At 34.2% G+C, this 22,599-nt stretch carries 19 protein-coding genes; 17 read left to right on the forward strand and 2 right to left on the reverse strand.

The genetic code is table 11. The annotated features are described in order from the left end of the window. The first annotated feature begins 1 nt into the window (after nt 1). The 11 genes from HMPREF0381_RS07080 to HMPREF0381_RS07130 all read left to right on the forward strand — a co-directional run bounded on the left by HMPREF0381_RS07080 (nt 2) and on the right by HMPREF0381_RS07130 (nt 12,030). Nucleotides 2–1,096, forward strand: coding sequence for a response regulator transcription factor (locus HMPREF0381_RS07080; RefSeq protein WP_008751253.1), 1,095 nt, complete (start codon nt 2–4; stop codon nt 1,094–1,096). Further along, nucleotides 1,086–2,531, forward strand: coding sequence for a sensor histidine kinase (locus HMPREF0381_RS07085; protein WP_008751254.1), 1,446 nt, complete (start codon nt 1,086–1,088; stop codon nt 2,529–2,531). The genes HMPREF0381_RS07080 and HMPREF0381_RS07085 overlap by 11 nt, the downstream gene beginning before the upstream one ends. A 189-nt stretch (nt 2,532–2,720) precedes the next feature. Further along, a complete protein-coding gene (locus HMPREF0381_RS07090) occupies nt 2,721–3,797 on the forward strand; it encodes an ABC transporter substrate-binding protein (RefSeq protein ID WP_008751255.1) in 1,077 nt (358 codons plus the stop codon). Between the two features lie 68 nt (nt 3,798–3,865). Further along, nucleotides 3,866–5,374 carry a sugar ABC transporter ATP-binding protein gene (locus tag HMPREF0381_RS07095; protein ID WP_008751256.1) on the forward strand — a complete coding sequence of 503 codons (1,509 nt, stop codon included), beginning with the start codon at nt 3,866–3,868 and terminating at the stop codon, nt 5,372–5,374. Further along, nucleotides 5,367–6,422 carry an ABC transporter permease gene (locus HMPREF0381_RS07100; protein ID WP_008751257.1) on the forward strand — a complete coding sequence of 352 codons (1,056 nt, stop codon included), beginning with the start codon at nt 5,367–5,369 and terminating at the stop codon, nt 6,420–6,422. The genes HMPREF0381_RS07095 and HMPREF0381_RS07100 overlap by 8 nt, the downstream gene beginning before the upstream one ends. After that, nucleotides 6,412–7,431 carry an ABC transporter permease subunit gene (locus HMPREF0381_RS07105; RefSeq protein WP_008751258.1) on the forward strand — a complete coding sequence of 340 codons (1,020 nt, stop codon included), beginning with the start codon at nt 6,412–6,414 and terminating at the stop codon, nt 7,429–7,431. Before HMPREF0381_RS07100 ends, HMPREF0381_RS07105 begins: the two co-directional genes overlap by 11 nt. Nucleotides 7,432–7,637: 206 nt before the next feature. Next, nucleotides 7,638–8,336, forward strand: coding sequence for a lantibiotic protection ABC transporter ATP-binding subunit (locus HMPREF0381_RS07110; protein WP_008751259.1), 699 nt, complete (start codon nt 7,638–7,640; stop codon nt 8,334–8,336). Then, a complete protein-coding gene (locus tag HMPREF0381_RS07115; protein ID WP_008751260.1) occupies nt 8,336–9,091 on the forward strand; it encodes a lantibiotic immunity ABC transporter MutE/EpiE family permease subunit in 756 nt (251 codons plus the stop codon). The genes HMPREF0381_RS07110 and HMPREF0381_RS07115 overlap by 1 nt, the downstream gene beginning before the upstream one ends. Further along, complete coding sequence (locus tag HMPREF0381_RS07120) at nt 9,088–9,882, forward strand: lantibiotic immunity ABC transporter MutG family permease subunit (protein WP_008751261.1); 795 nt, start codon at nt 9,088–9,090, stop codon at nt 9,880–9,882. The genes HMPREF0381_RS07115 and HMPREF0381_RS07120 overlap by 4 nt, the downstream gene beginning before the upstream one ends. 31 nt (nt 9,883–9,913) lie before the next feature. After that, nucleotides 9,914–10,606 carry a response regulator transcription factor gene (locus tag HMPREF0381_RS07125; RefSeq protein ID WP_008751262.1) on the forward strand — a complete coding sequence of 231 codons (693 nt, stop codon included), beginning with the start codon at nt 9,914–9,916 and terminating at the stop codon, nt 10,604–10,606. A gap of 17 nt (nt 10,607–10,623) precedes the next feature. After that, the gene (locus HMPREF0381_RS07130) at nt 10,624–12,030 is read left to right on the forward strand and encodes a HAMP domain-containing sensor histidine kinase (protein WP_008751263.1); all 1,407 of its coding nucleotides are present in this window, start codon (nt 10,624–10,626) and stop codon (nt 12,028–12,030) included. Between the two features lie 66 nt (nt 12,031–12,096). On the opposite strand, the gene HMPREF0381_RS07135 is transcribed toward HMPREF0381_RS07130, so the two are convergent. Together HMPREF0381_RS07135 and HMPREF0381_RS07140 are read right to left on the reverse strand one after the other, a co-directional pair. Beyond that, entirely contained in the window at nt 12,097–13,188 is a 1,092-nt protein-coding gene (locus tag HMPREF0381_RS07135; protein ID WP_008751264.1) for a response regulator transcription factor, read from the reverse strand. After that, complete coding sequence (locus HMPREF0381_RS07140) at nt 13,181–14,881, reverse strand: sensor histidine kinase (protein ID WP_040461263.1); 1,701 nt, start codon at nt 14,879–14,881, stop codon at nt 13,181–13,183. Before HMPREF0381_RS07140 ends, HMPREF0381_RS07135 begins: the two co-directional genes overlap by 8 nt. 167 nt (nt 14,882–15,048) lie before the next feature. On the opposite strand from HMPREF0381_RS07140, the gene HMPREF0381_RS07145 reads away from it, so the two are divergent. The 6 genes from HMPREF0381_RS07145 (at nt 15,049) to HMPREF0381_RS07170 (ending at nt 22,571) form a co-directional block, all read left to right on the forward strand. Continuing rightward, nucleotides 15,049–16,416 (forward strand): ABC transporter substrate-binding protein, encoded by a 1,368-nt coding sequence (locus HMPREF0381_RS07145; protein WP_008751266.1) that lies wholly within the window; start codon nt 15,049–15,051, stop codon nt 16,414–16,416. Nucleotides 16,417–16,513: 97 nt separating this feature from the next. Continuing rightward, nucleotides 16,514–17,404, forward strand: coding sequence for a carbohydrate ABC transporter permease (locus HMPREF0381_RS07150; RefSeq protein ID WP_008751267.1), 891 nt, complete (start codon nt 16,514–16,516; stop codon nt 17,402–17,404). Between the two features lies 1 nt (nt 17,405). Then, a complete protein-coding gene (locus tag HMPREF0381_RS07155; protein WP_008751268.1) occupies nt 17,406–18,233 on the forward strand; it encodes a carbohydrate ABC transporter permease in 828 nt (275 codons plus the stop codon). Nucleotides 18,234–18,235: 2 nt separating this feature from the next. Next, nucleotides 18,236–20,581 carry a transglutaminase-like domain-containing protein gene (locus HMPREF0381_RS07160; protein WP_008751269.1) on the forward strand — a complete coding sequence of 782 codons (2,346 nt, stop codon included), beginning with the start codon at nt 18,236–18,238 and terminating at the stop codon, nt 20,579–20,581. Next, the gene (locus HMPREF0381_RS07165; protein WP_008751270.1) at nt 20,574–21,884 is read left to right on the forward strand and encodes an alpha-L-fucosidase; all 1,311 of its coding nucleotides are present in this window, start codon (nt 20,574–20,576) and stop codon (nt 21,882–21,884) included. The genes HMPREF0381_RS07160 and HMPREF0381_RS07165 overlap by 8 nt, the downstream gene beginning before the upstream one ends. A 9-nt stretch (nt 21,885–21,893) precedes the next feature. Further along, nucleotides 21,894–22,571 carry a copper homeostasis protein CutC gene (locus HMPREF0381_RS07170; protein ID WP_008751271.1) on the forward strand — a complete coding sequence of 226 codons (678 nt, stop codon included), beginning with the start codon at nt 21,894–21,896 and terminating at the stop codon, nt 22,569–22,571. Nucleotides 22,572–22,599: the final 28 nt, after the last annotated feature.

The following is a 22,599-nucleotide window of genomic DNA, read 5'->3' on the forward strand; positions in this document are numbered from 1 at the left end:
AATGGTAAAAGTTTTTTTGGTAGAGGATGAGAAATTTGTAAGAGAAGGTATTAAAAATCAAATAGACTGGAATGCATATGGTTTTGATTTTGTAGGGGAAGCTACCGACGGAGAGTTGGCACTTCCTTTAATTGAATCGTTAAAACCCGATATTTTAATTACCGATATTAAAATGCCTTTTATGGACGGACTGGAACTTGGCAGAATAGTTAAGGATAAGTTTCCGGATACAGCTATTATTTTTTTAAGCGGATATGATGATTTTGATTATGCACAAAGAGCGATACATATAGGTGCATCTGAATATATTTTAAAGCCTATATCAAAAGAAAAGCTTCTGTCGGTTCTTCAAAAAGTTAAATCCGTAATTACATCAAAATATAACAACACAGACAATTTAAAGATTAAAAGTGTTGAACTTGATATTAAAAAATTTGATACGTCAAGTTTTGATAAGGGAAAATTAAGAGAGTTTATTATAAATGGCGGTATATCGGATGTAGAGGATTTTGTAAAATCATATATTGATAATATGGGAGGCCAACTAAAGTCTTTGATTTTCAGGCAGTATATTGTAATGGATGCATTTATAGAGGCAAATAATTTTTTTGATGATAAAAGCAGTGATAAAGAAGAGCTTGGAAACAAATTCGGCAGTGTGGAGGTTATTGATTTGGCAGTTACGGATATCTATATGATGAAAGAGTATTTGTTGAATTTATTGATATATATGATTGAAAAAAAGGATAAGCTTACAGGAAGGCAATATAGCTTTTTATTAAATAAAGCTAAGGATTTTGTAGCCAAAAACTATATGAATTGTGATATATCCCTAAATACTGTTGCGGAATATATAGGTCTGAGTCCTGCATATTTCAGTACTATATTTAAGCAGGAATCAGGTATAAATTTTATAGATTATCTGACAAAAATCAGAATAAATGAAGCAAAGAGGCTTTTAAGAAGCAGTGATAAGAGGATATCAGATATTGCATTAGAGGTGGGGTACAGAGATCAACATTACTTCAGTTCATTATTCAAAAGATATCAGAAAGATACCCCAAAGGCATATAGAGAAAAGAAAAATGAAAAGTAGTATACAAAATTATGTTATGAAAAGATTGCTCATAACATTTATTCCTGTATCAATTATTATCGTTTATTTATTACTGGTGTTAAAGTGGCAAAATGATGAATATACCGATATAGTCAAAAACTTAAGTATTGCTACTGAATTTAATTTCAAATTTAAAGAAAATATCGACCATAAGATGTATCGTGTAGTAATAGGTGCAGATACGATTGAAAACCAAAATCCATATGAAGATCTTGAATATGCTAAAAAAATATTTGAAAGGCTTTTGGATTCAAGTAATTCAAAAGTGGAGACAAACAGACCGAGAGGTCTTATAATCCTTGTAAATATATTGAAAGATCAAATAGATAATATTGCAAAGAGTGATATATATAAGGATTACAATAAAAATATGGGCAGTCTTGAATATGATATAAGAATTACAACTGAACTTATAGAAGATACTGTGAATGACTATATTTATGAAGAAACCAAAGAACTTAATGTAGTGAGTATCAGGCTTAGAAAACAGATGACAGTTATTTTCACTTTAAGCATTGTAAGTATAGTATGTATATTATATTTTACCGTTTATATGTACAAGCGTGTATCAAGACATATTGCAGACCCGATAAAAAAACTTTGTAATTATACAAAGAGAAGTGAAAACGATTTGCTTAAGAATAATTTGGAAAGTCAAATTTTAGAAATTGATGAGCTTTCCAAAAACTTTAATGATAAAATAATCAGAATAAAAGAATTGATAGAGAATATAAAAACAGAACAAAAAAATAAGAAAAATGCAGAACTTTGGCTGTTGCAATCACAAATAAATCCACATTTTTTATACAATACTTTGGATACGGTAGTATGGATGGCGGAAGCAGGAGATTCAAAAAAAGTAGTGGATATGATTACAACATTGTCAAGCTTTTTAAGGATAGGACTTAATAACGGAAGAAGATTTATACAGATAAGAGAGGAAGTCAAACATATAGAAAGTTATTTAAAGATACAAAAATTCAGATATGAAGATATACTGGAATATGATATTGAGATTGAAGACAGCCTGTATGATATGAAAATACTGAAACTTTTATTACAGCCTATTGTAGAGAATGCACTTTATCATGGCATAAAGTATAAAAGAGGTGGTGGAAATATCTGTATCAGCGGATATAAAAAAGATAATACTATAGTTTTAAAAGTAACGGATAACGGCATAGGTATGAATGATGTTAAGCTTAAAAGTATTAAGGATATGTTGGAGAATATTTCTGTATTTGAAAATATCGCTATGAAAGATACTTTAAAGACAAAATATCCTGACAAAGGGTTCGGGCTTTGTAATGTAGCTGAGAGAATAAAGCTTTATTATGGCAATGAATATGGTTTAACTATTGAAAGTAAAGAAAATGCAGGTACAACCGTTACTATAGTTTTGCCTGTTGAATAGATTTATTATAATGTTCAGATATCGAAATATATTAAACTTTCAGCATAAAAAATTCTACTTATATATAAGATTTGAAAAAATAATATAAAGTTTACACAATAAATTCTATATTTATATAGTCTTTTTTGAAGTATAATAGAGGTGAAAAGTAAATGTTTTCGTAATCATAAAATTTAAAAGGAGGAGTTTATGAGTAAAAAAGGTTTAGGTTTGGCATTGTCGGCAATTATGATTGCTATGTTGGCACTTACAGGCTGTGGAGGTTCTAAAGCAACCGGTGAGTCAAAGTCTGTTGAATCGTCAGAGACTTCAGGCGAGAGTAAGAGCGAGGAGGCAAAGAGTGAGGAGTCAAAGGATTCATCAAAGCTTATTGTAGTGGGTTATGCACAGGTAGGAGCGGAGTCTGATTGGAGAACGGCAAATACGGAGTCATTTAAGACCACATTTGTTCCTGAAAACGGTTATAAGCTTATCTTCAATGATGCACAGCAAAAGCAGGAAAATCAGATAAAGGCTATCAGAGATTTTATACAGCAGGAGGTTGACTATATTGTTCTTGCACCGGTTGTGGAGACAGGATGGGATACGGTGTTGCAGGAAGCAAAGGATGCAGGTATACCGGTAATACTTTCAGACCGTATGATAAAGACATCAGATGATTCACTCTACACTGCACTTGTATGCGGTAACTTTGTAAAAGAAGGAGAAACAGCAGGACAGTGGCTTGAGGACTATCTTAAATTAAAAGGAAGAAATCATGATGAAAGTATAAATATAGTTACACTGCAAGGTACAATAGGAGCATCCGCTCAAGTGGGCAGAACTGACGGATTTGGCAACATTTTGAGCCAACATCCAAACTGGAAGATGCTTGCAAAGCAGACGGGTGAATTTACACAGTCAAAGGGTCAGGAAGTTATGGAATCTTTCCTAAAGCAGTTTGATAATATAGATGTTGTAGTGGCTGAAAATGACAACATGGCTTTCGGTGCAATAGATGCAATAAAGGCTGCCGGAAAAACTTGCGGGCCGAACGGTGATATAACAGTTATATCCTTTGATGCCGTAAAGGCTGCATTTGATGCAATGATTGCAGGTGATTTGAATGTAAGTGTTGAGTGTAATCCTCTTCACGGTCCCAGAGTGGCGGAGATTATTCAAAAACTTGAAAAAGGTGAAACTGTAGATAAGATTCAGTATGTTGATGAAACTTATTTTGATACAAGCATGGATCTTGAGAAAATCAAGGCTGAAAGAGCTTATTAAACTGTCAAAAGACTTTATAAAAGAGGGGAGTGAGGAGTATATTACTCCTTGCTCCTTTTGAGGTTATTATGGATAATTTATTGGAAATGAAGGGGATATATAAAAATTTTCCCGGTGTAAAGGCACTTGATAATGTGGATTTTTATTTGAAAAAGGGTGAAATTCATGCATTGATGGGAGAAAACGGTGCCGGAAAATCCACTCTTATAAAAGTACTTACAGGTGTGGAAGAATTTGAAACAGGACAGATTATACTTGAAGGTAAAAAAAGCATAATCAATAAAAGCCCGAAAGAAGCACAGGCAAACGGAATAAGTACAGTATATCAGGAAGTAAACCTCTGCCCGAATATATCGGTTGCGGAAAATCTTTTTTTAGACAGAGAACCGAGAAAATTCGGACTTATCGATTGGAAAAAGATGAATAAGACGGCAAAGGAGCTTTTAAATAAACTTGATATAAATATAGATGTAACAAAACCTACAGAACATTATTCCATTGCCGTTCAGCAGATGGTTGCGATAGCAAGAGCTGTAGATATGTCTGCAAAGGTACTTATACTTGATGAACCTACTTCATCACTTGATGATATTGAAGTGGAGAAATTGTTTGCACTTATGAGAAAACTGAAATCAGACGGGATAGGTATTATATTTGTAACTCATTTTTTGGAGCAGGTATATGCGGTATGTGACAAGATTACAGTTTTACGAAACGGCTGTTTGGTGGGAGAATTTGAAGTGGAAAACCTGCCGAGAGTGCAACTTGTAGCCAAAATGATGGGTAAAGACTTCAGTGATCTTGAAAATATTAAAGGAGAAAATAAGGAATTAAAAAATAAAGAGATTCTTTTAAAAGCCTGTTCAATCGGTTCAAGAGGTAATGTAAAACCTTTTGATTTGCAAATAAATAAAGGCGAAGTGATAGGCATTACAGGTCTGCTCGGTTCAGGACGCTCAGAGCTGGTAAGAGCTATATACGGTGCCGACAAGGCTGACAGCGGAAAACTTGAGTTTAAGAATGAAGAAGTTAAGATAAAGGCACCTATAGATGCTATGAAACTTGGTATGGCATATCTGCCTGAGAACAGGAAGGATGAGGGAATCATAGCGGATCTGTCTGTAAGGGAAAATATGATAATTGCTTTGCAGGCAAAAAGAGGTCTGTTTAAGCTCCTTCCGGATAAAATGCAGGAAGAGTTTGTAGATAAATATATTGAGATACTTCAGATAAAAACCGCAAGCAAAGAGACACCTATAAAGCAACTTTCAGGCGGTAATCAGCAAAAAGTTATACTTGGCAGATGGCTGCTTACAAATCCTGATTTACTTATCCTTGATGAGCCGACAAGAGGTATCGATGTGGGTACAAAAACAGAAATACAAAAACTTGTACTCAGACTGGCGGATGAAGGTATGAGTGTGATATTTATCTCTTCAGAAATAGAAGAAATGATCAGAACCTGTCAAAGGATGGTAGTAATGAGGGATAAGAAAAAGGTGGGAGAACTTGATGCAAATGAAATATCTCAAAAGAATATAATGAGTGCTATAGCAGGAGGTGCAGATAATGAATAATATAAATATAAAAAAGATAACTTCTGCCGGACTGTTTCTTCCCATACTCAGTCTGATCTTGGTTTTGATTATAAATGTAATAAAGACTCCGAACTTTTTCTATATTACAGTGCAAAACGGAGTGCTTTACGGATATATAATTGATGTAATAAACCGTGCAAGTGAACTTGTCATATTGGCGGTAGGTATGACTTTGGTTGTGGCTTCATCAGGAGGCACCGATATATCTGTAGGTGCCGTATGTGCATTGGCAGGTGCAGTTGCCTGCTTTATTTTAGCAGGAGGTCAGGTCTCTACAGATATATACCGTGCACCGTATATAATTGCTTTTTTAGCTGCAATACTGGTAGGACTTTTATGCGGTTCGTTTAATGCATTTCTTGTAGCTAAGATGAATATACAACCTATGGTTGCCACTTTGATACTCTTTACTGCCGGAAGAGGTATGGCACAACTTGTAACAAACGGACAGATAACATATATAAGAGTGGATTCGTTTAAGATGCTTGGCAATTCAATTAAGGGTATACCGCTTCCCACACCTGTATTTGTAGCAATAGCTGTAGTGGCAGTGACTTTTGTGATACTTAAAAAAACCGCACTTGGACTGTATATTGAAACTGTAGGTATTAATAATAAGGCGGCAAGACTTGTAGGACTTAATCCTGTGCTTATACAATTTATAGCTTATGCATTTTGTGGACTTTTGGCAGGTCTTTCCGGTATGTTAGTATCTTCAAGAGTATATTCCGCCGATGCCAATAATGCAGGGCTTAATATAGAACTTGATGCAATACTTGCGGTTGCACTTGGCGGAAACAGTTTAGGAGGAGGCAGATTCTCACTTCTTGGAAGTGTAATAGGAGCTTATACAATTCAGGCACTTACTACAACATTGTATGCTATGAGTGTGTCTGCCGATCAGCTGCCTGTATACAAGGCGATAGTGGTCGTAATAATTGTCTCTTTACAGTCAAAAGAGTTACAAAGAATAATAAGAGATATAAGACATAGCAAAAAGAAAGTGGAGATTGCATATGAGAAATAAGATTAAAAATATAGAGAATAAAACTTTTTTATTGTATATGACTGTGGTTCTTTTCATTGTAATGTATGTGATCGGAATTGTGATGTTCCATGACAAAGGATTTCAAAAGCCTCAGGTTTTTTTAAATCTGTTTATATCAAATGCCGGACTTATAGTGATAGCTACAAGTATGACAATGGTAATAATATCAGGAGGAATAGATATTTCAGTAGGATCATTTGTAGCACTTACCTGTATGATGCTTGCATATATGATGGAAAAAGGGAAAATGAGTGCAATAAGTTCTATCGTAATTGTAATGGTGATGGGGCTTGTCTTCGGACTTGTACAAGGTGTGCTTATAGCTTATTTGAATATCCAGCCTTTTATAGTTACTCTTGCCGGAATGTTTTTTGCCAGAGGAATGACTGCCATTATATCACAGGAGATGATCAGTATAAAAAATGAGGCATTTTTATCATGGGCAAATAATAAGATTACAATTCCGATATTTGGGATTGTAAATAAAAAGGGAGCTACCATATATCCGTATATTTATCCTACAGTAATAGTTGCTATGGTAATATTGGTACTGATGTTTGTATTGCTAAGGTATACAAAGTTTGGAAGAAGCATATATGCTGTAGGTGGAAATGAACAGTCAGCACTGCTTTTAGGCTTAAATGTAAAAAAGATAAAATTGCAGGTGTATATACTTAACGGAATACTTTGTTCAATAGGGGGATTTTTATTCTGCCTAAACACTTGTGCAGGCTTTGTAGAGCAGGCAAAAGGTTTTGAGATGGAAGCAATAGCTGGTTCGGTTATAGGAGGTACACTGCTTACAGGCGGAGTCGGAAATGTATTCGGAAGTCTTTTCGGAGTGCTTATAAAAGGAACCATCGAGGCATTTGTAAGTTTTCAGGGAACTCTATCCTCCTGGTGGACAAAGATTATAATTGCCGTTATACTGGCATTCTTTATAATATTGCAAAGTATACTTGCAATGTCAAAGAGAGGACAAAAGTAGGAGTAGTATCTAAAACGGAATTTATTATATAAAGAGAACTGTCACGTTTAATTTACAAGGTTGAAATGCCTTATATTTGTAGGGACGGTTCTTTTTTGTGTTGTTAAATACATTTATTTTTAAACATTTCAAAATCTTATAATTTTTTTATTTTTATATATTAAGCTTTTGAACATAAACAAGGTTTGATATATAAGGAGAAAGTTATGAATAACTTTATTTTGGAAACAAAAAATTTAACAAAGAGATTTGGTAATCAGACAGCTGTTGATAATATTTCACTGAAAATAAAATATAACAGCATATATGGATTGCTTGGACAAAACGGTGCAGGCAAAACAACGACATTAAAAATGATTATGGAATTGCTTAGACCTACTGACGGAAAGATTATTTTTGAAGGTGAAACCCTAAAACATGAACACCTTACAAAAATGGGTTCACTTATTGAAAGCCCTGCATTATATGGGAATCTTACCGCTATGGAGAATTTATTGGTACATACAAAGTTGATGGGTATAAAAAAGGAAAGAATTTATGAAGTTTTGGATTTGGTTGATTTGGCTGATACAGGTAAAAAGCCGGTTTCACATTTTTCTATGGGCATGAAACAAAGACTTGGTATTGCAACAGCTCTCTTGGGAAATCCGAAACTGTTGATTTTAGATGAACCAACTAACGGACTTGATCCGGTAGGAATTCAAAAATTGCGTGATTTTATTATATCTCTTCCGCAAAAAAATATGACAGTGATTTTATCAAGCCATATTTTATCTGAAGTGGAACAGGTTGTTGATGATATAGGCATCATTGATAAAGGAAAACTTTTATTTCAGGGTAAGCCAAGTAAAAAGATTAGCCTTGAAAAGTTTTATTTGGATATCATAAAAGGAGGGAAAGATTAATGAATACTATAGGTTGTGAACTTCTTAAGTATAAAAGAACATTTACAAGAAAGTTGATTGTAAGCTTCCCTTTATTCTTTGCAGTACAGGCGATGGCAGGTGTCAAATTGATGCCGAAAGATATTGTCAGAAATTGGGATTTGGTGACTTCTATGGTTTTCAATATATGGACTGTAGTATTTTTGCCTTTCGGTATGGCATTATTTGCCTTTTTGGTTGACGCTCAGGAGAGAAAGGCCGGGAATTATCGTTCTTTACGTACACATCAGACTTCAGCTATAAATATATGGGTAGGCAAGATAACAGTTATGGCATTTCATACACTGCTGTCCTGCATTGTATTATCCTTTTCGATACTTATATCGGGGATTATTACGGCAAAGGGTACGATTCCTTATATTCAAATTTTTGAAGCAGCTTTTGTTTCGTGGTTGGTATCACTTGCATTGATACCGATTCAGCTGTTTGCGGCAACTTATAAAGGATTATTTTTAAGTATGGTGGTAGGGTTTATAGGATTTATTGCAGGTATTGTATCAGCAGCGGGTTCATATTGGGTTTTTATACCTTGGGCTTGGGGAATTAGGCTTATGTGTGCAATTATAGGCGTACATCCAAACGGAACTTTATTGGAGCAGGGTTCAAATTTAAGAGATATGTCTGTAATTCCTACAGGTATTGTCATATCATTGTCGGTTTTTATAATAATCACAATAATTACCGCATTTTGGTTTAAGAGGAGAGAAGTAAAATGATTAAATTAATATTATCTGAATGGCTTAAAATAAAAAGAACTTCAATCAAAAGGATTACTTTTTTATTACCTTTTTTGATGTCAGGATGTATAATGGGATATATTGCTTTACATAAAAGGGGCGATCACTTTGAAGTGGATATTTTTGAAACTTTTTTTGAAGTATGGGCGATATTTATTATTCCGATAATTATAAGTGTTTTTGCAGGTCAGATTGTATATGAAGAAGAGCTTGCAGGAAGTTTTAACGGCTTTTTAAGTGAAAGATTTTCAAGGTACAGACTGTATCTTGGTAAATTTTTTATAATAAGTATTGTTTGTACAATTACACTTATTTTAGGCACATCAGTGTTTTGTATAGGAACGGCAATCTTCTTTCCGGGTACAGTCCATATAGAGATATTTTTTATAGCCGGAATGCTTCTTCTTTTAGTAGGAATACTACCTCTTATTGCGATACATCTGTGGATAGGCTTTGTATACGGCATAGGTGCTTCTATAGGTATGGGAATTATAGGTCTTTTGATGACTACAATGATCGGTGGAAGTGAACTTGGCAACAATATATGGCAATTTGTACCATGGGCATTGCCTATAAGACTTGTAAAAGCTATAGGGCCTTATCTGGAGTTTGCGGGCGGCATGGCTAAACCTCCACAGTTAATTTCTTCAGGGTGGGCAACAACACAACTTTTAAGCGGGATAATATCTGTTATAATTTATTTGATTATAATGTTAGGTTGCGGTATAGTCTGGTTTTATAGGTGGGAAGGCAGAAAACATTATGAGTAGATATAAGATAGAGGCTTAGGGAGGATATGATTTGAGCAGGATACTTATTATAGATGATGAAAAAGAACTTGTAATGCTGCTTGCTGATGAATTAAAAGCCGTGGGACATGAAGTATTATCGGCTTATGACGGAGAAACGGGAATCAAACTTGCAAGAAAGCAACCTGATCTGATAATACTTGATATTATGATGCCGAAAGCGGACGGTTTTGAGGTGTGCAATGCAATAAGGGATGATGTACTTTGCCCGATTATATTTTTAAGTGCCAGGCAGTCGGAAGCAGATAAAATTAAGGGCCTGAATATCGGCGGAGATGACTATATTGTCAAACCCTTCGGACTGAAAGAATTGATGGCTAAGATAGAGGCTAATTTGAGAAGAGAAAAAAGATCTCAATATATAAATGCGGAACATAAAAGAAATAAATTATATTTCGGGGAATTAAGTATAAATATAAAAGAGTGTACTGTTAAAATAGGTAGTAATGATTTGTTATTAACCAGACTTGAGTACAATATTGTAGAGTTTTTGGCATTACATGCCGGACAGATCTTTTCAAGAGAGCAGATATATGAAAAAATCTGGGGTTATGATTCCGATGGAGATTCAAGTACTGTAGTTGAACATATAAAAAAGATTCGTGCCAAATTTATAGAGGGAGGATCCGATACGGAATATATATCTACAGTATGGGGAATAGGCTACAAATGGAATAGAATTTAAGAAAGTTGGGATATGCTATGAAAGATCGTTCGCTTGTAAAGAGTTTTAGACGAACCTTTGTAATGATTTTAATTTCCGGTATTCTTGCAACATTGATTACATATATAATTGCAATACTGTTATATTTCGGAATTCAAAATATCGGTAAATATCCTGAAAATTTTTATGAAAAACAAATCCCCAAAATTGAAGCATATATTCATGAAAAAAATACGGATTTGCTTTATGTAAGGGGAGAAAGCGGATTAAATAATATTATAAGAGGAAACGGAATAATGTATCAGGTCTTAAACAGCGACTGTGAGGTATTGTACGGAACATACAAAGAGAGGGTATTTGCAGACACTGATAAACTTATTGATAAGATTAATACAACATTTGTATTAAAAGGAAGGTTTGCTTATATTGTTCCGATTGGCAATGGCACAAAGATAGAAGGTGCCGTAATACTTTTGTATAAGCTTGGAAATCCATATAAAAATATTAGAATAATAATAGCGGTTATTGCCATGCTTTCACCGTTTTTGTACTTTATCATTTTTACAAGACTGTTTTCAACATCATTGGTAAAGAAGATAAATTTTCCTCTACAGCTGTTGATAGAAGCTTCACAAAAGATAAAGGAAAAAGATTTGGATTTTGAGGTCAATTATCAATCTGACAATGAGCTTGGAAAACTCTGCACCGCTTTTATGGAAATGAAAGATGAACTTAAAAAGTCGTTATTTTCTCAATGGAAAGCGGAACAGGAACGTATAGAGATGATTGAAGCACTGGCGCATGATTTGAAGACTCCATTGTCTGTTATAATGGCATATTCAGAGGCTTTGACAGAGGCGGATTTGACAGATGATGAAAAGTTGAAAACATATCTTAATGTTATAAACGGAAATGCAAAAAAAAGTTCCAATCTTGTTATGCAGATGCAGTACACTTCAGATTTGGAAAATGCAAATACAAATTCAGTGTTAAGAAATGTAAATTTGACTGAGTTTTTGAAAAAAAAGATAAGCCAATATAGATTTCAAGCAAAGCAAAAAGAAATTGATATTGTTTTAAATATAAACAGTGATTTGGGATATGTGATGTCTGATACCGACAGACTTGAACGTATCTTGGACAATATATTTTCAAACAGCTTACAATACACTCCACATAAAGGAAGCATAAAATTTTTTGTAAATAAAGAAAATAATAAAATAGTTTATGAGATCTGTGATACAGGAAGCGGCTTTACTCAAAAAGATATGGATAAAGCATTTGACAGGTTTTATAGGGGAGATAAAGCCAGAAGCAGTGAAGGCGGTCATTTGGGACTGGGGCTTTATATTGTAAAAAAATTGGTCGAACAACTTCATGGTTCCGTCATTATAAAAAATACAGAACTTAAAGGTGCCGATATAATATTTTGGCATCCGGTTTAAAGAGAATATAAGTAAATATTTACAGCAAACGACAAGATAAATTTATGTCGTTTGCTGTAACAAGGACTATAAATTCTGTTTTAAACTTTCTTCACTTGGAGGATATCCGAACTTTGCCTTATATCTTTTGCTGAAGTAAAAGATATCTGAATAGCCGCATTCAGCCGCTATATCTATAATCTTTAAATTACTTCGTCTTAGAAGTTTTTGAGCCTCTTTGAGTCTGTAATCTGACAGAGTTTGTTTTATTGTATTGCCATATACCTTTTTAAATACGGTGTTTATATATGACGGATTTTTGCCAAGTTTTTTTGCAATTTCTGTTACGGTATAATCACAGTCACAGAAATTACATTCTATATCGTCAAGAATTTGCTTACCGATCAGTTGCTCCTTTGTAGATACAATATTCAGGCTCATACAATCTATACCTGTTTCAATAAGTATATTTTCCAACTGCTCCAAATTTTTGATATCTTTTTTAAAAATATTACTGTGCATATATTGAGTCAAAGTCAGGTCTTTAAGAATATGATACTTTACATCAAGGCTGTTAAGTATTTCATAAATAAACTTATAAAGAGTGTAGGCATTATAATTTTCTATAATATCTTTTACATTTTCTTTTATAAAATTTATATAAGATTCTTTATCTGAATTTGACATATACTTTATTACAAGCGGGCGTATATCATGTATATCCTTTGACTTTATAAATCTGTTTTCTTTTTTGAAAAATGCAGATAAAAGTAATATGCTTCTGTCTTTTGGAAGACTTTTTGATGCCTCTATGATATCTATACATTTGTCCAGACTCTCAAGTAACGCATCCTCACTTATAGGTTTTGTAAGATAATCAAAAACTCCATATCTCATTGCCTCCACTGCAAAGTTAAAATCATTGTATCCGGATAAAAGTATAATCTTTATATTTAATTTGTTTTCAAATATATATTTTGATACTTCAAGACCGCTTATTGAAATCATTTTTATATCCATCAGTAATATATCAACATCTGAATTACAAAGGCATTTGATTATATCTTCACCGTCTTCACAGATAGAAACAATATCAATATTTTGCCTTTTTTCAGAAATTATTTTTGATAATCTTGCACGTATGAAATACTCGTCATCTGCAATAATAAGTTTAATCATCCAATCTCCTTTTTATATTAAATGATACACTACAGCCACAATCTTTGTTTTTAAAATACAGTCTGTACTCATTGCCATAATATAAGTTCAAAATTCTGTTTATATGTTGTAGAGCGAAATGATGGTTATTGTCAGTTTTATCCTTCAATATTTTCCACAGTTTGTCCATATCTATACCAAAGCCGTTGTCAGATACATCAAATGCAATCATATTTTCACACAGTTCTACACTGATATCTATTTTACCTTTATATTTTAACCCTTTTATACCATGGTAGATGCTGTTTTCAACCAGTGGAAGCAGGATAAGCTTAGGGCATTTAAAATCTTTTACATCATCTGAACACAAAATGTTGTATTCAAATTTATCATGATACCTTATAGCCATGATATCTAAATATGCCTTGCAGGTATTAAGCTCTTCTTTGATTGTAACAAAGCTTTTTCCAAGACTTAAGCTGCCGCGATAAAATCTTGAAAGATTCATTACAAGGTCCATCAAAGTTTTTTTCTCATCAAGACTTGCCAATGAATATATATTATCAAGTGTATTGTATAAGAAATGCGGCTTTATTTGCTCGTTTACTTTATCTATTTCAAGTCTGTTTTTCTCCTTTTGAATATCAAGCAGTCTGTTTTTCAGCTCATTTTGTGATTTTATCATTATATTAAAATCATTTATAAGTTCTTTCATTTCGGCAGAATCCGCACTGTACGGAAACTCTTTCCAGTTTCCAAGACTGACGAAATGTGTGTGTTCCACTAATGCGTAAATAGGCTTACTTAAATTCTTTGCAATACTCTTTGATAAAAATAATGCCAGCCCAAGTGAAAACAAAGTTGTGAGAAGGAAAGCAGGCACAATAGTAAGTGAAGGCTTAATAAAGTAAAACAGAGGTATAAAATGTACAAGTTTCCAAGAGCCTGACTTTAATGACATGGTATTTATAAAACCATATCGTATAAACATATGCCCTGATTTACCTGACTTTAACATTTTTAATATAATATTGATAAGTCGGGTATTCTTATCAAGCTTATCAGACTTACTTATTATATTAAACTCGTCATCTAAAATTATATACAGGGAATTTTTAGTGTCAGATACACTATAAATATCGTATATGCTTTTTTCAGATAAAATAATCTCTACATAACCGTACAGATCACCGCTTCTATAATTATATATAGGGTGAATATATGAAAATGTATCAATCAGGTTATCACTTGAACTGTCATATTTTTTTGTAACAAGCCATTTTCCTCCGGTTACCTTTACAGTTTTGAAATCACTTGGATATTGTTTTCTTTCAGAACTGACAATGATATTGTAATCTTTGTCATAAATACTGATACCGAAAATATACGGAGCCGGATAAATAAGCTTATAAATTTCAAGACTCATATTTATCTTTTGTACTGAAAAATCATCAGCACTATTATAGTAGGTATTAAGACTGTTCTGTATTACATCACTGTTTAACAAAAGTCTGGAATAATGTGTAGTGGATGTAAAGTAATGGTCAAGTCGATTCTCTATATGACTTAACTGTATATCTGAAGCATCTATCCTTTCGTCTGTATAATAAAATATAAATACAATACCTGTAATAAAAAAAAGTATACTTACAGGAAGCAGTATCATAAGTTTAAGCCCGTTAAACAATTGTAAATATATGCTCTTACTTTTCAAATTAAACTCCTAAAAAAATATTATGCATATTGCTTAAAATCCATACAAATAATTATACATTGACGGATTGAAAATAACAAGAAATCTATAAAAATTCCATAGGAGTACATGAATTAAATTGTTATAATCAAAGCATAAATTTTGTATCGTGTTTTGAAGGAGGATTTATGAAATTAAAGAAAATTGCGATGCTCGGTATGGCTTTGGCTTTATCAATCGGAGCGCTTGCAGCTTGCGGTTCGGGAAACAAGGCGGGAGGAGATACACAAAGCAGTGTAGACTCTTCTAAAGGAGTTAAAGGAGTTTCTGATTCAAATGAAAAAATAAAGATCAGATTGCTTACTCGTATGGCAGGAACTTCAGATATAGTAAAAATTTACAACAGTATCTTGGACGAGTTTAAGGCAAAGCATCCTGAAGTGGAGATTATTGATGATTCACAGGGTGATGAGAGTGCTTTTAACAATATTTTATCTACAGATATGGCATCCGGAAAGATGGCAAATATATACCGTGTGCAGGGTGTAGCCAATCTTCAAAAATATATTGATAACGGATTTTTGCTTGATGTCAAGCCATATCTTGATGCCGACCCTGAGTGGGGTAAGAGTTTTGCACCGGGAGCATTGTCATACTACAGTGTACCGGGAAAAGAAGGAACATATGCAGTTCCGATGGAGTCGGGTCTTATAGGAGTTTATTATCATGAAAATATATTAAAAGATGCAGGAATAGATACATTCCCACAGACATGGGATGATTTATTGGTTGCCATTGAGAAATTAAATGCAAAGGGTGTTACACCTATAGCTCTCGGAGAAAGCTCAAACTATATGGGAGGACATTTACATGATCAAATCTTCTACAAATGGCTTGGAACAGAGGCTGCAAAGGAACTTGGAAACAGAAGTAAAAAGTGGACAGACCCTGATGTTGTACAGACACTTCAGTATATAAAGGACTTAATTGATGCAAAAGCATTTGATCCTAATGCGGTAGGTATGCAGGATGATATTGCAATGACAGCTTTCCAAAACGGTGAGGCTGCAATGGTGGTTACAGGACCTTGGATGATAGGAAGATTCGTTGATCCTGAAAAGACACCGGTACATGATGATATCAAACTTGCCAAGTTCCCATATTTTAAGGACAAGCCGGAATTTAAGAACAATGATATGCAGGTAATCAGCCCATATATGATCAATGGTAAGCTTGAAGGAAAAGAGCTTGAACTTACAATAGAGCTTGTAAAAATGCTGACAAGCAAGGAAGCTGCAAAGAGATATGCCGAAGAGGCTCAGTTTATTATGCCTATAGAGGGTGTTGATATTGATGAGAGCAAGGTTAGTCCTTTGTTTATCGAAAGCATGAAACTTGGTGCTACAAGTGAAGGTATCGGTGTGGATGTATTTGACTTTGATGAACTTACATCTATGCAGGACAGAACAAGAAACTCAATAATGAGCTTGTTTACAGGAGCAAGTGCAGAGGAAGCTGCAGCAGAGATTCAGGCTGAAATAGATAATGCAAAATAAGAATAGCTTAGAATATGATTAAACTAAGCTTGTAGAGTTATTAGGGCTGTTTGTTATTTCAAACAGCCCTGTTTTAATAAAGATTGAGGAGGTAAAAATGATAAAGCTAAAAACTGCCAAAGCAAAATTTACTATTTTTTTATTTATCCTGCCGGCATTACTTTTATATACAATTTTTCAACTTATACCAATTATAGGGGGTATTTATTTTTCCTTTGTGGAATGGGACGGTTTGGCAGGTACCAAGCTGACATTTGTAGGTTTTGAAAACTATGTGAGCGCATTTCATAATAAGCAGTTTATACTCTCGCTTTCAAATATGGCAAGAATGGTTATATTCAGTGTGCTTTTTCATACACCTATAGCACTTCTTCTGGCTGTGGCTGTGAATGCAAAGCTTAAGGGTTACAGATTATTTAAAACTATATTTTTTGTGCCGACAGTATTTCCTATGACCGCCATAGGTCTTATGTGGTATTTTGTATTTATGCCTACAGGTGCTCTAAATACATTGCTTAAAAATATCGGATTAAAGCAGTTTGCTATTCCCTGGCTTGTAAATAAAGCCACGGCTATGAATACCATAGTGGGTGTAAATGTATGGGCAGGTATAGGCTATTATATGGTAATTATACTTGCGGGACTTACAGTAATTCCGAAAGATTTGTATGAGGCGGCATCTATTGACGGTGCAAATCCGGTACAGATGTTTTTTAATGTTACAATACCTATGTTAAAGCCGACCTTAATAATGTGTATAGTTATGGATATTATAGGAAGCGTGAAGGTGTTTGACCTTGTATATGCTATGACAAGCGGCGGTCCTAACGGACTTACAAATCTTCCTACAACACTTATGATAAGTGAGGCATTTAAATACAGCCACTACGGAGTAGGTTCCGCTATCGGTATTATTATAATGCTTATCTGCCTTGTAGGAACTGTAGGAAGCAATAAATTATTAAATAAGGGAAGGAGAGCGGAATAATATGAAAAAAAATATAAGTATGAAGGTGGTGGCATATACCTTCCTTATTGTTATGGCGATTATTTTTATAATGCCTATGTTATTTACCATTATTTCCTCCTTAAAAACAAAATTGGATATTTTTTCCGATCCTTTTGCACTTCCAAAGAATCCACAGTGGAAGAATTATGTGATTGCATGGAAAGATGCAAATATGAGTGCCTATTTTATAAACTCGGTAATACAGTCAGGCTCTACAGTCATTTTAACAAGTCTTATTTCAACCATGGCGGCATATGCACTTGCAAGATTTGATTTTAAATTAAATAAAGTACTTGTAATTGTATTTATGCTTGGTATGATGGTACCTATGCATACAATCTTGGTTCCGGTATCTTATATTATAGGACTCTTTAATTTAAAGAATAATATTTTTGCCTTGGTACTTGTTTATGTGGCATTTAATCTGCCCTTCAGTATTATGGTAATGATAACCTTTATGAAGGGAGTCAACCGTTCGCTTGAGGAGGCGGCTATTATAGACGGTGCAAGTTATTTTCAGATTTATTCAAAAATAATGATACCTCTTACATTGCCGGCTATATCCACCATATCAATATTTAATTTTATGGGTGCATGGAATAATATTCTTTTCCCACTACTGTTTATAAATGATAAGAGATTGCGACCGATATCTTTGGGACTTTTAAATTTCAGCGGAGAAAGAGGTTCGGAGTACGGACTTATGATGGCAGGTATTGTAATAACTGTAGCGGTGCCTCTGGCTATATATCTTTTGTTCCAGGAAAAGGTGGAGAGCGGTCTTGCAGCCGGAGCGGTAAAGGAGTAAATATGTGCGAATATTTTATTGAAATGGAAGACAGACTTAAAAATCATCCTTTTGCAGATTCAATAAAGAAATTTATTTTGAGCTTTGAAGATGAAGAGCTTAAAAAATATCTTTCATTTTTATATTTACATATGCCATATGCCGATATAGCAAATGTAGATAAGGAAATTATTTTAGATTATGCAAGAGCAGGTGTAAACTTAAGAAATACAAGATGCAAAGAGCTTGATGAAGATATATTTTTAAACTATGTATTATTCCACAGAATCGGAAGTGAAAAGATAGTTGCAAACAGAACATATTTTTATGAGCTTGTAAAGGACTTGCTTGGTGATTCGGAAAAAGAAAATGTTATAAAATTAAATTATTTTTGCGGTAAGAATGTTACCTATAGAACAACCGATATCAGAACACTTGATCCTATAACAGTATATAATTCAAGTTTTGGAAGATGTGGTGAGGAATCGATTTTTGGAGTATCTGTATTCAGAGCCGCAGGTATACCCGCAAGACAGATTTATGTACCGCTTTGGGCTCATTGTGATGACAATCACGCCTGGGTAGAGGTTTATGTGGATAATGACTGGCATTATCTTGGAGCCTGTGAACCTGAGGAAATACTTGATAAGGGATGGTTTGATGATGCATCAGCCAGAGCTATGATTGTCAAAAATATTTTATATGGAAATATTAAAAAAGAAGCCAAGGACTATCTGGGCTTTAATGCAGGGCTTTATGAAATAAATCAGACGAAAAGATATGCGGATACAAAGCATATAAAGATATATTTATATGACAGGGATAAAATTCTTTCAAATATTGATTTTAATATCTGTCTTATGAATTTTGCCTTGTTTTCGCCTATTATAAAGGCAAAAACAGATATGGAAGGGGCCTATGAGACGGATATAGGCATCGGAAATGTATTTTTAAGCCTGTATAGAGAAAAAAATTATATTATACCCTTGGATTTAAAGGATAATGATGTTTTTTATGTGGATATAAGGGATTTTGAACCTGAATATAATAAGTATAAAGAATTTTTTATAAATGTGCCGCAGGCAAGTAACAGAAACAGAAAAAAAGCTCCTGTAAAAAAAGACAGCGGATATAAAATAAAAGATTTCCCAAATGAAGAGGTAAGAGTGCAGGCTATGGCTGAGGGTTTGAGTTCACTTTGGGAGATATTATCTGAAAAGGATAAGAGAGATATAAGTATTGATGTATTAAGAGATTGCCGGAAGGCGGAAAATATACATTGTGTAAATGATGATATTTATTTGAACTATATTCAAAATCCCAGAGTATATTTTGAACATTTGGAGGTTTGCAGAGATTTATTTAAGTCAAAGTTTTTGGATGTAAATGAAATACTTGATTTTGTAAAGGATATCAGACTGACAAGAGAAAAGCCTGTTACAGGCTCAACAGGAGTATATTATACAAAGATTTCCAATGCTCTTTCTGTAAAGATATTTGTTGTAAATGTGTTAAGAGCTATGGGCATTGCTTCCAAGCTTGTAAATGCGGATGTGTATTTATATGATGGAAAAGGATTTAGAATTTTTACAGAGCTTTCAAAGATACTGGACGGCTTAAAATATATTGACAGCTGCTGTATCAGGGAAGAAACTGATACAAAGGGTATGGCAAATTTATGTATCAAGGGAGATCTTAGCGGTTTTGGCGAATCTTTTTCCATATCAAAATTTGATATTTTTGAAAATAATCTTATTTCTCTGGATAAGAGCAGTATTAAAGAAAGCATGGAACTTCCTGAGGGAGAATATGTTTTGGCGACTCAAAACAGGCTTCCAAACGGAAATATATGTGCTAAGTATAATATTTTAAATTTAAAGGCTGATTCAAAACTTGAGGTAGAGTTAGAGTATATGCATGCAGATATAAAGGATATGCTCTCAAACTATACATTGCCGAAGGATTTGCAGGAAAAGCTCGGTATCTTGGAAAACAGTGAGGATATAAGTCTTACTATATGGCTAAAGGAGGAAGAGGAGCCTTCTCAGCATATTGCAAATGATCTTATCTTAAAGGATGAATTATTAAAAGATATTAAGCTTAATCTTTTATTTACAAATGAATTTGAGAGAAAAGACAGCGCAATAAATGAACTTTTGGAAAAAAGTAAAAGTAATGATATATATACAAATCTTGGAGAGATTTTACAGGAGGCTTTTGGAAGAAGTACTTTTGTAAATCATGAGACATTGCCCATAGTTGCACTGTGTAAGGGTGTAAAGGCGGTATATGCTTTTAGCGGATATCAGGTCGGAAGCGGCAATATTATAGAGAAGATAATCAATATATTAAGGAGCGGTAATGAATAAACTTATAGAAGAAAGAACAAGAAGAACCGAGTGGTACAGGGATGCCAGATTCGGAATGTTTATACATTGGGGGCTGTATGCCATACCGGCAAGAGGTGAGTGGGTGCGTTCCAGAGAGAGGATAAAAAAGGAAGATTATGACTATCTGACAGATGAGTTTTCCTGTGAGGATTATAATCCGAAGGAATGGGCAAGACTTGCAAAAAAAGCAGGTATGAAATATGCGGTGCTTACAGCAAAACATCATGACGGCTTTTGTCTGTATGACAGTAAGGTAAGTGATTTTAATTCTATGAATGCAGCATGTCACAGGGATCTTGTAAAAGAATTTTTGAAGGCATTCAGAGCGGAGGGAATCAAGGTGGGATTATATTTCTCACTTATTGACTGGAGACATGAGGATTATCCGCATTATGGTGATATGCATCATCCTATGAGAGATAATGAGGAGTGGAAGGATTATAATCATAATTTTGACAATTATCTTGAGTTTATGCATGCACAGGTTAAGGAACTGGTAACAGGCTATGGAAAGCTTGACCTTATGTGGTTTGATTTTTCATACGGTCCTATGAACTGTGACAAGTGGAAGGCTAAGGAACTTATGGAAATGGTCAGAAAATACCAGCCGGATATTATAACAGACAACAGACTTGAGGGAAGTGCCGAGTATGCAGGTACCATTAAAACCTTAAATCCAAGCATCTATGCCGGTGATTTTGCTTCACCGGAACAGATGATTCCGCCTGAGGGTATAGTGGATGAGGCAGGAAATTCCATACCATGGGAAGCCTGTATAACAATGAATAATAACTGGGGATATCATGCCCATGATAAGCATTATAAATCGGATAAGCTTATTATAAGAATGCTTGTAGAATGTGTAAGTAAAAACGGTAATCTTATTTTGAATGTCGGACCTAAGGCAAATGGTGAAATTCCAAAGGAATCTGTAGAAATACTTGAAAAAGTAGGAGATTGGATGAAGGAAAACTCAAAGAGTATTTACGGATGCGGGATTTCGGAATATAATAAACCTGAGTGGGGAAGATTTACCCAAAACGGAAAGCTTTTATATGCTCATGTGTTTGAGGAGCAGGCAGGTGCAATAGCTTTGGGTGATATGGTCGGCAAGATAAAGAAGATGCGTCTTTTAAAAGATGGAAGTGAAGTATTGCAAAGTAATTATTGGAATTTAAAGGAATATGAAAAAAATACCTTCTTTTTCTTTGATGCGTCTGCAAGTGATTGTTATCCGCTGCCGGATGATAGAGATTCTGTGGTGGAGATAGAATTAGAATAAGGAGAGAACATGATTTTAGAGGCTTGTATTGAAAATATTACTTATTTGAAAGAAGTTGTTCATGCCGGAGCAACAAGGATTGAGCTTTGTGACAATCTGGCTGTGGGCGGTACTACAGTAAGTATGGCGGTAAGAGATTATGCAAAGTATTTTTGTGACTCCAATGATGTAGAGCTTGCTGTTATGATAAGGGCAAGAGGAGGAGACTTTGTATATAACAATACTGAAAAAACTGTTATGTACAATGATCTTAAGGAGATGGCAAAGGAAGGGGTAAAAAGAGCGGTTATAGGTGCTTTGACAGAGAAGGGTGATCTTGATAAGGACTATATAAAGGATCTTGTATCCGCACCGAAGTTTTTCAGAAAAGAAATGAACTTTACATTCCATATGGCCTTTGATCATATCGGTGAAGGGCTTGCACCTGAGGAAGCACTTGAAAAGAGATTGGATGCTATAAAAATATTGTCAAAGCTTGGAGTAGATACAATCCTTACACATGGAAGTGCCGACAATAATGATATTTTTGAGAACATAGATACTCTAAAGAAATATATTGAATGTGGCAAAAAAAACAATGTAAATATAATGCCGGGTGGTGGAGTAACTTTTGAAAATGTGGATAAATTGGTGAAAAAACTTCCGGGTATAAGTGCGGTACATGGAACCAAAATAGTGAATATATAAATATATATAAATATAAAAAGGCTGTTGC

The organism is Lachnoanaerobaculum saburreum DSM 3986, from assembly GCF_000185385.1.
GTDB lineage: Bacteria > Bacillota > Clostridia > Lachnospirales > Lachnospiraceae > Lachnoanaerobaculum > Lachnoanaerobaculum saburreum.

What these genes read in the sequence shown, in the direction of transcription:
- HMPREF0381_RS07095 (WP_008751256.1), top strand. Translation starts at nt 3,866, where the DNA reads ATGGATAATTTATTGGAAATGAAGGGGATATATAAAAATTTTCCCGGT.
- HMPREF0381_RS07160 (WP_008751269.1), top strand. Translation starts at nt 18,236, where the DNA reads ATGTGCGAATATTTTATTGAAATGGAAGACAGACTTAAAAATCATCCT.
- HMPREF0381_RS07120 (WP_008751261.1), top strand. Translation starts at nt 9,088, where the DNA reads ATGATTAAATTAATATTATCTGAATGGCTTAAAATAAAAAGAACTTCA.
- HMPREF0381_RS07100 (WP_008751257.1), top strand. Translation starts at nt 5,367, where the DNA reads ATGAATAATATAAATATAAAAAAGATAACTTCTGCCGGACTGTTTCTT.
- HMPREF0381_RS07110 (WP_008751259.1), top strand. Translation starts at nt 7,638, where the DNA reads ATGAATAACTTTATTTTGGAAACAAAAAATTTAACAAAGAGATTTGGT.
- HMPREF0381_RS07090 (WP_008751255.1), top strand. Translation starts at nt 2,721, where the DNA reads ATGAGTAAAAAAGGTTTAGGTTTGGCATTGTCGGCAATTATGATTGCT.
- HMPREF0381_RS07135 (WP_008751264.1), bottom strand. Translation starts at nt 13,188, where the DNA reads ATGATTAAACTTATTATTGCAGATGACGAGTATTTCATACGTGCAAGA.
- HMPREF0381_RS07115 (WP_008751260.1), top strand. Translation starts at nt 8,336, where the DNA reads ATGAATACTATAGGTTGTGAACTTCTTAAGTATAAAAGAACATTTACA.
- HMPREF0381_RS07155 (WP_008751268.1), top strand. Translation starts at nt 17,406, where the DNA reads ATGAAAAAAAATATAAGTATGAAGGTGGTGGCATATACCTTCCTTATT.
- HMPREF0381_RS07085 (WP_008751254.1), top strand. Translation starts at nt 1,086, where the DNA reads ATGAAAAGTAGTATACAAAATTATGTTATGAAAAGATTGCTCATAACA.
- HMPREF0381_RS07130 (WP_008751263.1), top strand. Translation starts at nt 10,624, where the DNA reads ATGAAAGATCGTTCGCTTGTAAAGAGTTTTAGACGAACCTTTGTAATG.
- HMPREF0381_RS07105 (WP_008751258.1), top strand. Translation starts at nt 6,412, where the DNA reads ATGAGAAATAAGATTAAAAATATAGAGAATAAAACTTTTTTATTGTAT.
- HMPREF0381_RS07080 (WP_008751253.1), top strand. Translation starts at nt 2, where the DNA reads ATGGTAAAAGTTTTTTTGGTAGAGGATGAGAAATTTGTAAGAGAAGGT.
- HMPREF0381_RS07170 (WP_008751271.1), top strand. Translation starts at nt 21,894, where the DNA reads ATGATTTTAGAGGCTTGTATTGAAAATATTACTTATTTGAAAGAAGTT.
- HMPREF0381_RS07145 (WP_008751266.1), top strand. Translation starts at nt 15,049, where the DNA reads ATGAAATTAAAGAAAATTGCGATGCTCGGTATGGCTTTGGCTTTATCA.
- HMPREF0381_RS07150 (WP_008751267.1), top strand. Translation starts at nt 16,514, where the DNA reads ATGATAAAGCTAAAAACTGCCAAAGCAAAATTTACTATTTTTTTATTT.
- HMPREF0381_RS07165 (WP_008751270.1), top strand. Translation starts at nt 20,574, where the DNA reads ATGAATAAACTTATAGAAGAAAGAACAAGAAGAACCGAGTGGTACAGG.